The 13,745-nt window shown below is 53.8% G+C and carries 18 protein-coding genes and 2 pseudogenes; all 20 read right to left on the reverse strand.

The genetic code is table 11. The features are described from left to right. Window positions 1-60: 60 nt before the first annotated feature. Window positions 61-420 (reverse strand): hypothetical protein, encoded by a 360-nt coding sequence (locus NI20_RS0104055; RefSeq protein WP_242842913.1) that lies wholly within the window; start codon window positions 418-420, stop codon window positions 61-63. After that, window positions 417-2,111: an FAD-dependent oxidoreductase gene (locus NI20_RS0104060; RefSeq protein ID WP_033120168.1), complete on the reverse strand. Its 1,695-nt coding sequence runs from the start codon at window positions 2,109-2,111 to the stop codon at window positions 417-419. Before NI20_RS0104060 ends, NI20_RS0104055 begins: the two co-directional genes overlap by 4 nt. Next, window positions 2,108-2,428: a thioredoxin gene (gene trxA / locus NI20_RS0104065; protein WP_033120169.1), complete on the reverse strand. Its 321-nt coding sequence runs from the start codon at window positions 2,426-2,428 to the stop codon at window positions 2,108-2,110. The genes NI20_RS0104060 and trxA overlap by 4 nt, the downstream gene beginning before the upstream one ends. A gap of 28 nt (window positions 2,429-2,456) precedes the next feature. Continuing rightward, the gene (locus NI20_RS0104070) at window positions 2,457-3,032 is read right to left on the reverse strand and encodes a 4Fe-4S binding protein (RefSeq protein WP_033120170.1); all 576 of its coding nucleotides are present in this window, start codon (window positions 3,030-3,032) and stop codon (window positions 2,457-2,459) included. After that, a complete protein-coding gene (locus NI20_RS0104075; protein ID WP_033120171.1) occupies window positions 3,029-3,232 on the reverse strand; it encodes a 4Fe-4S binding protein in 204 nt (67 codons plus the stop codon). The genes NI20_RS0104070 and NI20_RS0104075 overlap by 4 nt, the downstream gene beginning before the upstream one ends. Before the next feature lie 12 nt (window positions 3,233-3,244). Next, complete coding sequence (locus NI20_RS0104080; RefSeq protein WP_081958365.1) at window positions 3,245-3,490, reverse strand: ferredoxin-thioredoxin reductase catalytic domain-containing protein; 246 nt, start codon at window positions 3,488-3,490, stop codon at window positions 3,245-3,247. A 125-nt stretch (window positions 3,491-3,615) separates the two neighbouring features. Further along, window positions 3,616-3,774, reverse strand: a complete 159-nt coding sequence (locus NI20_RS14485; protein WP_055200402.1) for a rubredoxin — start codon at window positions 3,772-3,774, stop codon at window positions 3,616-3,618. 89 nt (window positions 3,775-3,863) lie between these two features. Then, entirely contained in the window at window positions 3,864-4,076 is a 213-nt protein-coding gene (locus NI20_RS0104085) for a DUF6219 family protein (protein WP_033120173.1), read from the reverse strand. Between the two features lie 76 nt (window positions 4,077-4,152). Further along, window positions 4,153-4,527 carry a desulfoferrodoxin family protein gene (locus NI20_RS0104090; RefSeq protein WP_033120174.1) on the reverse strand — a complete coding sequence of 125 codons (375 nt, stop codon included), beginning with the start codon at window positions 4,525-4,527 and terminating at the stop codon, window positions 4,153-4,155. A gap of 21 nt (window positions 4,528-4,548) precedes the next feature. Continuing rightward, window positions 4,549-5,091 (reverse strand): rubrerythrin, encoded by a 543-nt coding sequence (gene rbr / locus NI20_RS0104095; RefSeq protein ID WP_033120175.1) that lies wholly within the window; start codon window positions 5,089-5,091, stop codon window positions 4,549-4,551. Between the two features lie 66 nt (window positions 5,092-5,157). Then, entirely contained in the window at window positions 5,158-5,814 is a 657-nt protein-coding gene (locus tag NI20_RS0104100) for a Crp/Fnr family transcriptional regulator (protein WP_033120187.1), read from the reverse strand. 1 nt (window position 5,815) lies between these two features. After that, entirely contained in the window at window positions 5,816-6,595 is a 780-nt protein-coding gene (locus tag NI20_RS0104105) for a DUF134 domain-containing protein (protein WP_033120176.1), read from the reverse strand. Window positions 6,596-6,759: 164 nt separating this feature from the next. Next, window positions 6,760-7,932, reverse strand: a pseudogene (gene hcp / locus NI20_RS15835) (hydroxylamine reductase); the annotation flags it as partial. 195 nt (window positions 7,933-8,127) lie between these two features. Continuing rightward, window positions 8,128-8,814: pseudogene (locus NI20_RS15840) on the reverse strand (amidoligase family protein); the annotation flags it as partial. Window positions 8,815-8,843: 29 nt separating this feature from the next. Continuing rightward, window positions 8,844-9,365: a DNA cytosine methyltransferase gene (locus NI20_RS14490; RefSeq protein WP_242842914.1), complete on the reverse strand. Its 522-nt coding sequence runs from the start codon at window positions 9,363-9,365 to the stop codon at window positions 8,844-8,846. A 139-nt stretch (window positions 9,366-9,504) separates the two neighbouring features. Continuing rightward, window positions 9,505-10,149 carry a DUF4240 domain-containing protein gene (locus NI20_RS0104120; protein ID WP_052084416.1) on the reverse strand — a complete coding sequence of 215 codons (645 nt, stop codon included), beginning with the start codon at window positions 10,147-10,149 and terminating at the stop codon, window positions 9,505-9,507. Beyond that, the gene (locus NI20_RS0104125; protein WP_033120177.1) at window positions 10,139-10,534 is read right to left on the reverse strand and encodes a hypothetical protein; all 396 of its coding nucleotides are present in this window, start codon (window positions 10,532-10,534) and stop codon (window positions 10,139-10,141) included. The genes NI20_RS0104120 and NI20_RS0104125 overlap by 11 nt, the downstream gene beginning before the upstream one ends. Continuing rightward, complete coding sequence (locus tag NI20_RS0104130; RefSeq protein ID WP_242842915.1) at window positions 10,521-10,829, reverse strand: synapsin-1 (Synapsin I); 309 nt, start codon at window positions 10,827-10,829, stop codon at window positions 10,521-10,523. Before NI20_RS0104130 ends, NI20_RS0104125 begins: the two co-directional genes overlap by 14 nt. 688 nt (window positions 10,830-11,517) lie before the next feature. Next, window positions 11,518-12,315: an SDR family NAD(P)-dependent oxidoreductase gene (locus NI20_RS0104135; protein WP_033120179.1), complete on the reverse strand. Its 798-nt coding sequence runs from the start codon at window positions 12,313-12,315 to the stop codon at window positions 11,518-11,520. Next, a complete protein-coding gene (locus NI20_RS0104140; RefSeq protein ID WP_081958367.1) occupies window positions 12,312-13,676 on the reverse strand; it encodes an MFS transporter in 1,365 nt (454 codons plus the stop codon). Before NI20_RS0104140 ends, NI20_RS0104135 begins: the two co-directional genes overlap by 4 nt. Window positions 13,677-13,745: the final 69 nt, after the last annotated feature.

Below are 13,745 nucleotides of genomic sequence, written 5' to 3' on the forward strand. Positions count from 1 at the left end.
TTCCGAAAAAATATCGCTTTAACACAGACCGCCCCAGCCCGGGTCAGCTTCGCTTTCCATTCAGCGAAAAGCCATGTTCCTTTCCTCCTCGAAAGAGCAGATCACACGCACACCGGCAACATCCATGATATTTGCCTGCATGGTCGGAAAATCCAGAGGAAGTCCGCGTTTCTGCATCTTATTCATAATGCTGGACGGTGACTTCAAGCGGCTTTTCATACTTTCTATCGGATTGCGGTCATGCTGCAATGAAAATTCCTCATTCAAAATTTCCAACCGGCTTTCAAGGGCTTTCAGTGCGCAGCGGTATTGCAGCATGACTTCCTGATACCTGCGATTTTCACTTAAAAGGCGCTGGCATTGCAGATCATCCAAGCCTTTATCCGCCGCAACCGTCAAGCCAAATAGATTTTCACTCATAGTTTCTCCATTCCGCAAGGATAGGCGCTCCGCGCTGTCTGCTGCTCTTTTGTTACGACCCGATAAAAGCTGTATCCGCCGGAGAGATGGGCACAGGTAAAACCATACTGCGTCAAAAGCCGGCAGGCCAGATAACTGCGAAGCCCTGTCTGGCAATTCACATAAACAGGCTTACCACGGTCTAACTCGTCCAAGTGCTCCCGCAGATCGTCCAAGGGAATATTCCGAAAGCCATCCAGATGGCCCCGCTGATACTCCCACGCCGTGCGGACGTCCAGCAGCGTCGCACTGCCATCGCAAGGCAAGTCCTCAACCTCATTCCAATGGAACTGCCGCACTTTCTCGCTCTCCAAATCCTCGATCATAAAACCGGCCATGTTTACCGGATCCTTGGCGGAGGAATAGGGCGGCGCATAGGAAAGGTCAAGCTCCGTCAGTTCCAAAGCGGTCATTTTTGCGCGAATGGCCGTTGCCAGTACATCAATGCGCTTGTCCACACCGTCGCCGCCAACGATCTGTGCACCCAGCAGCCGCAGGCTTTCTTTTTCATATAGTACCTTCATTGCCATAGACTGTGCGCCGGGATAATAGGTGGCGTGGGATGCTGGGAACAATACGACTTTGTCGTAAGTGATCCCTGCTGCCTGCGCTGCCTTTTCATTGATTCCCGTGGAGGCTGCTGTCAAGCCAAACAGCTTCAGAACAGACGAGCCCTGAGAGCCGGTAAAGCGGCTGTTGCCGCCGCAGATATTGTCAGCGGCAATGCGTCCCTGCTTGTTGGCAGGCCCTGCCAGCGAGATCAATGCTTTCTGGCCGGTCACGAAATGGGTGACCTCTACGGCATCGCCCACAGCGTAGATGTCCGGTACGGAGGTTTCCATCCGCTCGTTGACAGCGATGCTGCCACGAATACCAAGCCTGAGTCCGGCTTCTTTTGCCAAATGCGTATCCGGGGTAACACCGATGGCCAGCAGCACCATATCCGAATGTAGCGGCTCACTACCCTCCAACAGGGTCAGCACGGAATCTCCGTTCTGTTGAAATCCGGTGACGGTTTCACCCAACCGCAGAGCCACGCCGTGTCTGCGCATTTCCGCATGGACAAAGCTGGCCATATCCGCATCCAGCGGCGCTAATAGCTGCTTGGGCCGCTGAACGATGGTGACGGAAACACCCATTTCTGCAAGGTTTTCCGCCATTTCCGGACCGATAAAGCCGCCGCCAGCCAAAACAGCAGTTTTCGTCTTCTGATCCTGTACAAAGCGCCGAATGCGGAGGGTGTCTTCCACGGTGCGCAGCGTGAAAACACGCTCGCTGCTGACGCCGGAAAGCGCAGGAACCGTCGGCTTTGCGCCGGGTGCGAGGAGCAGTTTGTCATAGGTTTCCGTGTAGACCTTTCCACTATCCAATGCGTGAACGGTGACGGTTTTCTCTGTGGGATTGATCGCAGTTACTTCCTGCCGTACCCGCACATCAATGCGAAAACGATCCCAGAAGCTCTCCGGAGTTTGCAGCGTCAGTTCTTCCTGCTCTTTGATCACACCGCCCACATAATACGGCAGGCCGCAGTTGGCATAGGACACATAGCCGCTGCGTTCGATCATGATGATCTGGGCGTGTTCATCCAAACGGCGGATGCGGGCGGCGGCAGAAGCACCGCCCGCCACACCGCCTACGATCACAACTTTCATCTTGCGCCCTCCACCATGGCGGCAATCTCCGACTTAGGCCGATAGCCGACCGATTTGGCAACGGCCTTTCCATCCTTGAATACGACCAGCATCGGGATGCTGGATACCTGAAAACGCATTGCCAGCTCCATCTGCTCGTCCACATTGATCTTGCCCACCTTGAGGGTGCCGGCGTTTTCCTCAGCAATCTCGTGGAGCACGGGAGCGAGCATTTTGCACGGTCCGCACCAGTCGGCGTAGAAGTCCAGCAGGACGGGCTTGTCGGAACGCAGTACCTCATTTTCAAAATTCGCAGCAGTAATTTTCAGTTCAGCCATGAGAATGACTCCTTTCGTTTGTATATTGTTAGTTTTTGTTTTTCAGCTTGCAAATACTCTGGGTCATAGTCCCCATGGGGCAGAAGGCACACCATGTGCGGGGCTTGTAGAGCACCATAACGATCAGACCCAGCAGCAGAGAGGTCAGCATGAGGCTATAAAAGCCGAAGCTGAACTGCGCCACCCAATCAGCGACTGTACCGGCTGTATAAGTCCAGCCCCACGGCACACGGAATGTCCAGAACAGCTTAATGGCCTCCCGCAGGGACGCAGCACCCGCAGCGACCAGATAGGTCTGGAACACCATGTTTCCGAACATGGTCAGGAAGAAGATCAAAAAGCCGTAGCGGAACCACTTGGAGGACATCCAGCGGGGCGTGGGCTTGCAGCGGGAGCATTTCAGGTCAGTTCCCAGCTTGCTGAACAGTTGACCCCGTCCGCAGAGGTGGTTGCAAAAGAATTTGTTCCCGCCGAAGATGGCTAAGAACAGCGGCAAGAGAAAATCGATCATGCCCAGCCATGCAAACAGGATGTTGAAGAAGCCCAGTGCAAAATAGATGATGGCATATACCCACAGGTAATCGTACCAATGCTTTGCTTTCATGCGTCAGCCCTCACTTTCACCTCAATGCAGCCGACGGGGCAGAGCTTTGCGCACTTGCCGCAGCCTACGCAGCGTTCCGCCTCCACGGCGGCGTAGCAGCCACGGCGCACCTTGACAGCCCCCAAGGGGCAGGTATTTTCACACACACCGCAGGCGACACACCGCGTCTGATCTACGGCAGCCAGTTTCTTTGACAGCATAGCGTTCCTCCCTTAATCCTGCAAGGATTTGTAATAGAGCATACAGTGGCAGTAGCCCTCAAAATTGGGGTCAGCGATCTGATCCTTAAATTCCTGACACATACACTTGGTAGCCTCCGTGCGCTCCCTGCGGCAGGGGCAGTATCCGCCGGTGCGCTTGAGTCCTTCCCGGATGGTATTGACAATCTCCTGATCGGGATTGAGCTTGATTTTCATGTTCGCCACCTCTTTCTTTATCGTGGCTTTATCATACCGCATGGCAAAGCATTTTTCTGTGACGAGGTCACGTTACGGCAAATTTTTATATAAGCGAGAAAGAGCCGTGAAGCGGGATCTTACATACTGCTTCACGGCTCTTTGTTTATAGGTTTTGTTGTGCTTCCTTACTCAGCCACAGAAAACTGATCTTTGCCAACTGAACATAAGGGGCATTCAAAATCATCCGGAATATCTTCCCATTTTGTACCCGGTGCAATGCCGCCTTCCGGATAGCCCTTTTCTTCATCGTATTCCCAACCACACACATCACATACATATTTCATAATGAAATTCTCCTTTGATGTTTTTTATTTCGCACACAACATTAGCCCGACTTTATCGTCATCAGAAACAATAACGATTCCTATCTTACTCAAAGAATATCCACAGCTTCCGCTTGTTTTACTCTCTTTGTTTTCTTATTCCCTGAAATCATTTTATGACCCGTATATACTGCCATAACCATGCAGATCAAGGAACTAAGCGCAAGGTACTTATGCGCTGTTTTTGAGCCTTTATATCCAGTGCAAAAAGTTCCAAACATGGTAATTACCGCTCCGATTGACCAATATTTATGTGCTTTCATGACTTGTTTGCCTCCTGCCTGCAATACACGACATTCAGTTCTCTATGTTGGTTCTAAGATACCATGCGCGGAACGATCACGCTTTCCACAGACTGTGGAGGTTGCAGTAGGCGTAGACCGCCTCGACTTCGTCGCCCTCGCAGAGCGCAAAGCAGACCTCCGGCTTCTCGCCCGGGTGCAGTTCCTTGCGCTGGTTGCCCTGCTTGGTGTGGAGGGACACCCACTCGATGTAGTGCTCCGGCAGCATGGGATGCTCCACGGAGCCGACCTTGACATGGACGATGCCGTTTTCCACAGTCCAGACGGGGACGTGCTTCTCCACGGCGGCGTCGGTGGTGCCGGGGATGATCTCGCTCATCGGCTCACCGCAGCAGATGACGGGAACGCCCGTATCCTTGACCTTGGCAATGATGTTGCCGCAATGCTTGCAAATGTAAAACTTCTGCTCCATGATGATTCTCCTTTTCTTTCTTTAATAATTCTCCGCGTGAATTTCAAAGTAGCTCTGGGGATGATTGCAGGTGGGGCAAACCTCCGGGGCTTTCTCACCCACGACGATGTGACCGCAGTTGCGGCACTCCCACACCTTGACCTCGCTCTTGGCAAAGACCTCCGCCATCTCCACATTGTGCAGCAGGGCACGGTAGCGCTCCTCATGGTGCTTTTCAATGGCGGCTACCAGGCGGAAACGCTGGGCCAGCTCATGGAAACCCTCCTCGTCAGCAGTCTTGGCGAAGCCGTCGTACATATCCGTCCACTCGTAGTTCTCGCCCTCAGCGGCGGAGAGAAGATTTTCGGCGGTGTCGCCGATGCCGTTCAGTTCTTTGAACCACAGCTTAGCGTGTTCCTTCTCGTTGTCAGCGGTTTTGAGGAACAACGCCGCGATCTGCTCGTAGCCTTCCTTCTTGGCCTTGGACGCAAAATAGGTGTACTTGTTGCGTGCCTCGGACTCACCGGCAAAGGCAGCCATCAGATTTTTTTCGGTTTGGGTGCCTGTGTACTTCGTTTCCTTCATGGTCGATGCTCCTTTCAGCTTCTTTTGCTCATATTATAACACGGATTCGTGTTAAAAACAATATTTTCATTTTAAGTGATTCAATCCTTCTGTATCCCGCAGCGTGATCGCACCACGCTTCAGCTCCACCAGCCCGTCCTCCGAGAAGCTCTTGAGCATCCGCGCCACCGCCTCCCGCGCCGAGCTGATGTGCTGGGCAATCTGCTCATGGGTCATGCGTATGGTATCGGAGCCGGTACGCTCCGCTTCGGCCAGGAGAAAATCTGCCAGCCGCCGATCCAAACCCTTGAACATGATCTGCTGCATCGCCCACATCACATCAGAAAATCGTTTCGTTGCCAGCTCATAGAGGAAACAGCGGACATGAAGATTTTGCTCCTTGAGCACAGCGATGACATTTGCAGGGATAATCAGAACCTCCGTATCCATTCCCGCGGTCATTTGCGTATCAAAGGTGATCTGACTGATCACACAGGAGGCAGAAAGCACGCATAATTCGCCCGGATACAGGCGGAACAGCGTTATCTCCCGACCCTCCTCGGAGAGAAGATAGGTGCGAATTTCACCGGAAAGGACGAACATCATTCCGAGACATTCATTGTCGCTGCTGTGAACAAATGCGCCCTTTTCATAATGACGGACAAAGGCACTTCGGCGCAGCATTTCTTGCTCCTGTTCGGTCAAGGATGACCAGAACGGAAGTTGTGTCAGTGTGCGTTCCATATCAATGGCAGCTATGCTTACCGCAGCCGTGGTCACCGCAGGTGTGACCTTCCTCGCTGTGCTTATGGTCATGGTGGTCACAGTGAACATTGGGATCGTAGCCCAGATTTCCGCTGAGCAATGCGTTCACCGCTGCGTCAGCGTCCCCGCTGACACCGCCGTAGAGCTTGATGCCCGCTTCGGCCAGAGCTGCCTGCGCACCGCCGCCGATGCCTCCGCAAATCAAAGTGTCCACGCCGTTCTGCATCAGAAAGCCTGCCAGTGCGCCGTGACCGCTGCCGTTGGTATCAACGATTTCCGCATGGACGATTTTGCCGTCCGTAGCTTCATAAAGCTTGAACTGCTCGGTGTGGCCGAAATGCTGAAAGATTTGACCGTTTTCATAGGTAACTGCAATTTTCATAATGGAATCTCCTTTGCAATTTTCGTTGGATTTTTCTGTGTTGGTTCTCTGCATCCGGCAGCAGCGGCCGCAGTGGGCTGCCTCCTGTCCTCCGCAGATGCGGTAGTTTCCCCCGGTGATGTGCAGCGGTTTCCCGTGGACAAGGCACACTGCGATCTTGCGCCGTGCGCTTTCGTAAATCTCCTGCACGGTAGAGCGGGAAATGTCCATCTGCGCGGCACATTGCTCGTGGGTTTGCTGCTCCAAGTCAACCAGCCGAATGACCTCGTACTCGTCCAGCGTCAGCAGGATCGGCTCGGTATTCTCGCACCCGTTGGGGCAGAAGGTATCAACTTGTGGTACGTCACAAATCCGACGGCACCGTGGCGGTCTTGGCATGGACGCCTTCCTCCTTCTGTTTTCGGTATATACCGATTATAGCGCTTTAGACAGGAAAAAGCAATATTCATTTCAAAAATCACTGCAATCTCAATCCTTTTATGCATCGTCACATCGTTCCGTCAAGGGAGTCACGTTCCCTTACACCGCCGCCTGAGGCGCTGTTATTTGAGAAGCTGTTTCAAATCCTCCTCCGAGGTGGTGATAGGAGCAATGCCGAAATTTTCTACAAGGTAGTTCAGCACATTGGGCGAAACGAACGCCGGCAGCGTGGGGCCAAGGCGAATATTCTTGATCCCCAGATACAGCAGCGTCAGCAAAATGCACACCGCCTTCTGCTCATACCACGAAAGAACCATGGACAACGGCAAATCGTTCACGCCGCAGCCGAACGCCTCCGCCAACGCCAGCGCGATTTTGACAGCTCCATAAGCGTCGTTGCACTGGCCCACGTCCATGAGTCGAGGCAGGCCGCCAATGGTCCCGAGGTCAAGGTCGTTGAAGCGGTATTTGCCGCAGGCCAGCGTCAGCACCACGGTATCGGCAGGCGTCTGCTTGACAAACTCAGTATAGTAGTTCCGTCCGGGACGGGCTCCGTCACAGCCGCCGACCAGGAAAAAGTGCCGGATCGCGCCGCTCTTTACCGCCTCGATCACCTGATCCGCCACGCCAAGCACCGCGCCATGACCGAAGCCGGTCATGACCGTGCCGCCGCCGTTGATACCGCTGAACGGCTTGTCCTCGTTGTAGCCGCCAAGCTCCAATGCCTTTTCGATGACAGGGGTAAAGTCCTTATCCTCGCCGATGTGCGTCAGTTCCGGGTAGGATACCACCGCCGTGGTGAACACGCGGTCGGCATAGCTTGCTTTCGGCGGCATCAGGCAGTTGGTGGTAAACAGCACCGGCGCGGGGATGCCGGCAAACTCTCTTTGCTGGTTCTGCCACGCCGTGCCGAAGTTGCCCTTGAGGTGTGGGTATTTTTTAAGCTCCGGATAGCCGTGGGCAGGCAGCATTTCACCGTTGGTGTAGATGTTGACGCCTTTGCCCTCGGCCTGCTCCAGCAGCAGTTTCAAATCGTGGAGATCGTGGCCGGTGATGACGATGAACGGCCCCTTCTCCACCGTCAGCGGGACTGTGGCAGGCGCGGGCGTACCGTAGCTTTCGGTGTTGGCCTTATCCAGAAGCGCCATGCACTGGAGGTTTTTCTCGCCCACTTCCATCACGATGGGCAGCAGCGCGTCCATATCCCAGTCCTCGCCCACGGCAAAAAGAGCCTTGGCAAAAAAGCGGTTCACTTCCTCGTCGGCATAGCCCAGCATCATAGCGTGATGGGCATAAGTATCCTTGTCATAGCGCCATGCCCGATCACCCTCCAGATTGGCCAGCAGATGATTACGGGTATTTTTGAACTCGCCACCGTTGAGTCCCAGTCGCACCAGCCAGACGCGGAAGGTGAACAGTTCGTTGTCGCTGTGGGTTTTCCGCATGACGGTGCTGCGCTGGTTAATGGCTTGGGCAGACATGGCAAGGCATAAATTCACATAGGCCGCGACCTTTCCGGCATGGAGCGTCGAGTTGAAACAACGCCACTCAACGGTTCCTCTATAAAACACAGAATGCAGATTCAGGGCATAATAGCGGGTCCAGTTGTAGTGTTCTCGGTCAGAGATATTCCCTTCATACCAGATACTTTCCAGCGCTGTGAAGTTTTTCGTTTCATCAGAGGAGAGTTTGCGTGCTTCCTTTAGCATTGGCTCCCGCACCTTCTGGCACCAGCGGGATGCGCGGCGCTCATTAACCTGCAGCGCCTTGAACAGAATATCTTCTTTAGAGTACATGATGCTCAGAAGGTTTTTTAAGGACTGGCGGTTATGGTTGGCGGCGTCCACATGAACATGGATACCGCAGGAGTTGTTGACTTTGGCCCCGGCATGACGCACCTGTCGGACACACTCCTGAAGCCTGGGCAGCTCCGCGTAGGTGAGTTTTGGCGTTACCATCTCAACCCGGTATTCGATGTCGCTGGTGCGCGTATACCCGCTTTCAGTTTTCATTTCCGTAACAATGCTGGAATCGCTCATGATGCTCCATGCCTTGCCATCCGGGTCTTTCACGCTCCATTTATCATATCCGCCTCCCACATAGTAAGGTTCTGTGCCAAAATAATTGGCCAGCGCCTGCGCAGCCTGCCTGCGAGTGAGTCCCGTCATCTCGACCTCAACGCCAAAGCACTAATCCTTCATTCCGATCATGCTGCGGCACCTGCTTTCAATTCCTCGTCCACTGCCTGGATACGCTTGGCAATCGCCTCAATTACATTGACCGTAACACTGTTGCCCGCCTGCTTATAGGCCTGCGCGTCGGACTGGATGGCGAGGATGCGGTCAATTTGCCATTCCTCAAAACCCTGGAGCCGCAGGCACTCGCGGGGCATGAGACGGCGAATGCGTCCGCCATTTTCTACAATTCCCTGGATACAGCTGGTTTCCAGCGTATGGGCAATATCACGCCCAACGCGCCCGCGGCGAGTGTTGCTGCCCGCGTAGCCCAGGTTCACCGTATCGCCGGGTTGAGCCTCCTTGTACCCCTTCTTGGTCGCCTCCTTGATGAGCAGGACGCCGGAGCGTTCCGCCCGATGATTGGAGAGAGTCGTCTGCCCATACCGGGCCGTGAGGCAGCGGGCGGTATCCGTCCGTACGGGGATTCCCGCGCACAGATCCACAAACGGCCCCTTGGGCGGGATGATATACAATCCGGTCTTCCCGCCCATGCCACCAGCGCCGGCAGTCTGGGTGCAGGCTACTCCGTCTGCGTCATAGATCCGGGAGCCTTGCGGCCCTCCGAGGACTTGTACAAGAGCTTTTCCACCTGTGCCGAAGACAGGTAATATTTTCCCGGCGCATCGGGGATCAAGATATCCGATAAGGAACAGCCTTCGTCTTGATTGCGGGACTCCAAAACATTTGCTGCACATTCCAGCGTGTCTTGCCATCCCAGCCCGGATGCGCCGCGCAGAGCTGTGGCAGGTACTGTTTCAGTTCCGGTCCCTCTCTGGGAAATTCAATACCGCCTTTATAGACGATATCCTGTTCCAGCTCTGCCAGCAGCATTTCATACCTTGCCCAATCCGTCTGGTCATAAGCGCTTTTGCCTGTGAGCTGCTCATAGGCATAATCTCCCACATAACTGAGCGTCTCAAAGCAGCAGTCCCCGTAGGGGATGACCTCCGCAAGAGAGTCCGGGTCTGCCAGCGCGGACAGATAGACGTCCCTTCCCTGGGCAATGAGCCAGGCACGGAAGTCGATAAAGCCGTCATCGCTGCAGCCATATCCCTTCATGACCCCGGCGGCGTCCCACAGTCCGAACTTGTCCGCGAGATCCTCATAGGCGTGGAGGATGTCGTGAAGGTTCTGTGCCTGCTCCGGCCCCATGGATACCAGCCGGTCTTTCAGGAAGTCCATCATAGCGTCCATATCCTGTCCGCAGGTCTCCTTTGCACTCTGGATCAGCTTCCAGAAGGTGTCTTTGTTGATCTCGGTGATGTTATCGTTCATGTCCCACCTCTTTCACTTCTTTTTCCTTTGTTTTCAGGAGATGCCCCAACCCCATGCGCCCCAGCGCGTCCGTACAGATTGCTTCACGAAACGCGCGGTATTCCGGTGTAGCGGTGTCTACTTTGCCGAGGATGGCCCGTTCATAGGTGGTGCCGGGGACGATCTCCCATGTGACAGCATCGAAATGAGCTGCTTCCAGATAGCGCAGGAGGGTATGTCCGTCCGCTGCCTCAAACGCGCCCCGGTTATCTTCATAGGGGAAAGCGTCATAGGGCTGGAAGCCGGTGATCCGCTGCGCGGCGTGATACAGCCGAAAGCCATCCTCATCCAGCTGCGCCGCGAATTTACAGTAGATATCCGCCGCTGACAATTTACGCCGCCCCATCCGAGGTCTCCTTCCTCACCCAAGAAGCGAAGCGTTCCAGAAAACGAACACGCTTGCGCACCTTTCCGGCAGACACATCCAGTCCGTTCATCTGCGCCTGGATGCGGTGCCGAATGGTCTTCAGCTTCTGCGGATCGTTGCAGCAATCCACGATGACGTACTCGCCGCCACTGGCGGCCAGCACCTCACGCTTGCCGGTCTCATCCCGAATGGTGGACATGAGACGCTGGCCCAGCCGCTTCCGATAGGCGTCCTGCAAGGCGTCCATATCGCCGCAGACGCCGTGCCGCTTCAAAATAGCGGCGATCTCCTGAGAACTGATTCGGGTCTCCGCGGACAGCCTGTCCAGGATCTCCCTTTGGGCGTCAGGAGGGAGGCTGGGCGGTGAAGGACTTTTCTTCTCTTTCATCGCGTCGGTTCCTCCTTTTTCGTTTTTTTCACGACAGCGGACAGCTGCATAAGCACCAATGAGTCGAAAAAGGCCGCCGTCGGCTCCCACATAGGGAGCCGAACGGCGGCCTGCCTTCTTATTCTTTATTCTTTTTTAAGCCTCGGCGTTCGAGTCACACCAGACCATAAATTCGGCAGGGCGCATCTTAAAAATGTCGCCTCTCGCTGGGCAAAAACGAAATTTTGAAAAATCGAGTTTTTGCAACTTTTTCATTCTAAAAGTGGCGCATTATATGTGAAAACGCCGCACTTTCGCGCGGCGTTTTCTGCGTTGCATCTTTCATCAACACATTTTGGTCGGAGTGTCATTAAAGGATCTGGCAAAATCCAGTAAAATCAATGGTTTGCAAGCAGCAAGCAAGGGACTCTATTCTGTAACAAGGTGTAATCCACAATAAGAAGTGGGTTTCACTGTATTTTTTAAGGTGTTCATCAATAGGATAATTCTAAGCGGATCAAAAAACGCACAGCTGCTCGCAGTATATGCTTAGCAAACCTCGGCGGTGAGGTTCACCGCTTCGACATTTATCCGTTTACCGCCGAAGCTTTTTATCGGACAGGTCACCATATACCGGGGTCGCCAGCCCAAAACCGCCAGACACTGCCAAGATCTGACCGGTCGTGTAGGCTGCTTCATCGCTTGCCAAGTACACCACTGCCGCTGCGATTTCCTTCGGAAGTCCCATCCGACCAAGGGGAATATGCCGCAAAAACATGTTCCGGAATTCTTCTGTCAGGTGCGTCTCTACAGCTTCTGTCGCAGTCATCCCCGGCAGCACTGCATTACAACGAATTTTATTCTTTGCTTCATGGACGGCGATCAGCTTGGTAAGATAGTTGATCGCCGCTTTGCTTGTTCCGTAAGCCACCTGAGAAATGTCAGGGACAATACCGCCTACGGATGAAATGTTTATAATACTGCCGCCTGGCTGTGCCGACATGTACTTCGCAGCTGCTTGACTTGCCACAAAGACGCTTCGCAGATTCAGATTCACGGTATCCAAAAAGACAGAGGGATCGGTATTGGCAAAATCCAAATCCTTACCGGGGTTTGAGGTGCCAAAATTATTGACCAGCACATCGACCCTGCCTGCATCCTTTACAACATCCTCAACCATGGAGGAAAAGGTTTCCGGGTTCGTCGCGTCGTTGAATACGCATTTTACATTACCACCCTCCGCGTTCAGATTATCTGCGATCTCTTGCGCTCGTTCCAGATTTCTGGCCGCCATATAAACGATGGCACCTTCCTTTGCGCAGGCCTTCACACAGGCAAGACCGATACCTCGGGTGGACGCGGTGACCAATACGATCTTATCGTTTAATCTCATGTTTCCTCTCCTTTGTTGCGAATTCTGGGCAAAAAGAATACAGCGGCAATACCGACAGCGATGCACAGCAGCTCCGCGACCGCCAGCGCATGAATTGATTGGACGGCTGCATTGGTTTCACTGACTCCGCCCGCTATCAAACTTGTGATCTGATTGGTAAACAGCGGCACAAACACTGCCACACCAAAGGGCGCCGCAAGATCCCGAAATAGGCCGTAGGTGCCCGTGCCTGCTCCCGCCTCCTGCGGAGGCAGTCCGGACAGTGCCACTTTCATAAAAATTGTTCCGTTTCCACCCAGACCAAAGCCAAGAATGCCCAAAGATGCCATCAGAAGCAGGACAGAAGTTGATTCGGAAAACAAAAACAAGACTCCACAGCCGAAACCTGTCAGCAGCAGTGATCCTATCAGTACACGCTTTGGTTCAAACCGGTCTGCCAACGGTCCCAGGATCACTGCGCCCAAAGACATTCCCAGGTACATCACGGAAATTGCGTAGCCAGAGACAGCGGAGTTGTCTGGCTGGGTATAGTTCACAAAGACAATGGTGTTGGTCATATTCGCCTGCATCAGTCCCTGGGTCAGAAACAACGTAAGGACGCTAAGGATAAAGGCACTTCGCATCATGAACCTGCCGGGCAGGATGGGATGAATTGCTTTTCTTTCGGCTGTAATCAAACCTACCAAGCTAATGGTTGCTGCAACCATTACGCCCAGGAATGCCTTTGATGTCCACCCGAAATTCTGCCCAAAGGAAGGAATACACAGCACCAGGCTGAAGAATACGACCACCAGTGCGGCACCAAAACCATCGAAATTCTGAAGGCTTTGCCGCTGGGTCTCTTCTTTTCCGGCAGTTATCAGACAGGCAACGAAGGTACCGGCGCAGATGGCAACGCATACCCACACCATGGTACGCCAGCCAAAGGCCGCGATGATCAAGCCACCCAGCGTAGGCCCCAAAATAACCGACGCACTGGAGATCAGCATATAGAGAGAAAAACCCTTTGCTATCTGATCTTGAGGAAACTGGGTAACGATATATGCCATGATCACCGGCGTCATGGCAGCAGTACCAATGCCTACGATAAACCGTGCCGCCAGCATAAACAAAAGAGAGTTTGCAAGCGCCGACAGGATATTGCCCAATGTAAATACGGCAATTCCCAAAAGAAGGGTGGTTTTGCGTCCGATTACATCTCCCACTTTTCCAAGAATCGGGGCGCAAGCGGCGGTGGACATGGCCTGGGCCAGGGCTGTCCATGTGGTGTTATTATAGGCGATCCCAATGTCCTGCACAAAGGACGGTCCCAGGACGGTAGAAAAACCACCTACGATCCCGATGTTAGCGCCGGGCGGAATTAGCCATTCCGGGCCGGGCGGAAATCGCCAATTATGGCCGGATGAAAATAGCCAATCATGATTTCATGA

The sequence above is a fragment of the Oscillibacter sp. ER4 genome, assembly GCF_000765235.1.
Taxonomy (GTDB): Bacteria; Bacillota; Clostridia; order Oscillospirales; family Oscillospiraceae; genus Hominicoprocola; species Hominicoprocola fusiformis.

Coding starts and splice junctions, on each gene's coding strand:
- NI20_RS0104055 (WP_242842913.1), bottom strand. CDS start 420: ATGAGTGAAAATCTATTTGGCTTGACGGTTGCGGCGGATAAAGGCTTG.
- NI20_RS0104060 (WP_033120168.1), bottom strand. CDS start 2,111: ATGAAAGTTGTGATCGTAGGCGGTGTGGCGGGCGGTGCTTCTGCCGCC.
- trxA (WP_033120169.1), bottom strand. CDS start 2,428: ATGGCTGAACTGAAAATTACTGCTGCGAATTTTGAAAATGAGGTACTG.
- NI20_RS0104070 (WP_033120170.1), bottom strand. CDS start 3,032: ATGAAAGCAAAGCATTGGTACGATTACCTGTGGGTATATGCCATCATC.
- NI20_RS0104075 (WP_033120171.1), bottom strand. CDS start 3,232: ATGCTGTCAAAGAAACTGGCTGCCGTAGATCAGACGCGGTGTGTCGCC.
- NI20_RS0104080 (WP_081958365.1), bottom strand. CDS start 3,490: ATGCGGTATGATAAAGCCACGATAAAGAAAGAGGTGGCGAACATGAAA.
- NI20_RS14485 (WP_055200402.1), bottom strand. CDS start 3,774: ATGAAATATGTATGTGATGTGTGTGGTTGGGAATACGATGAAGAAAAG.
- NI20_RS0104085 (WP_033120173.1), bottom strand. CDS start 4,076: ATGAAAGCACATAAATATTGGTCAATCGGAGCGGTAATTACCATGTTT.
- NI20_RS0104090 (WP_033120174.1), bottom strand. CDS start 4,527: ATGGAGCAGAAGTTTTACATTTGCAAGCATTGCGGCAACATCATTGCC.
- rbr (WP_033120175.1), bottom strand. CDS start 5,091: ATGAAGGAAACGAAGTACACAGGCACCCAAACCGAAAAAAATCTGATG.
- NI20_RS0104100 (WP_033120187.1), bottom strand. CDS start 5,814: ATGGAACGCACACTGACACAACTTCCGTTCTGGTCATCCTTGACCGAA.
- NI20_RS0104105 (WP_033120176.1), bottom strand. CDS start 6,595: ATGCCAAGACCGCCACGGTGCCGTCGGATTTGTGACGTACCACAAGTT.
- NI20_RS14490 (WP_242842914.1), bottom strand. CDS start 9,365: ATGGGCGGGAAGACCGGATTGTATATCATCCCGCCCAAGGGGCCGTTT.
- NI20_RS0104120 (WP_052084416.1), bottom strand. CDS start 10,149: ATGAACGATAACATCACCGAGATCAACAAAGACACCTTCTGGAAGCTG.
- NI20_RS0104125 (WP_033120177.1), bottom strand. CDS start 10,534: ATGGGGCGGCGTAAATTGTCAGCGGCGGATATCTACTGTAAATTCGCG.
- NI20_RS0104135 (WP_033120179.1), bottom strand. CDS start 12,315: ATGAGATTAAACGATAAGATCGTATTGGTCACCGCGTCCACCCGAGGT.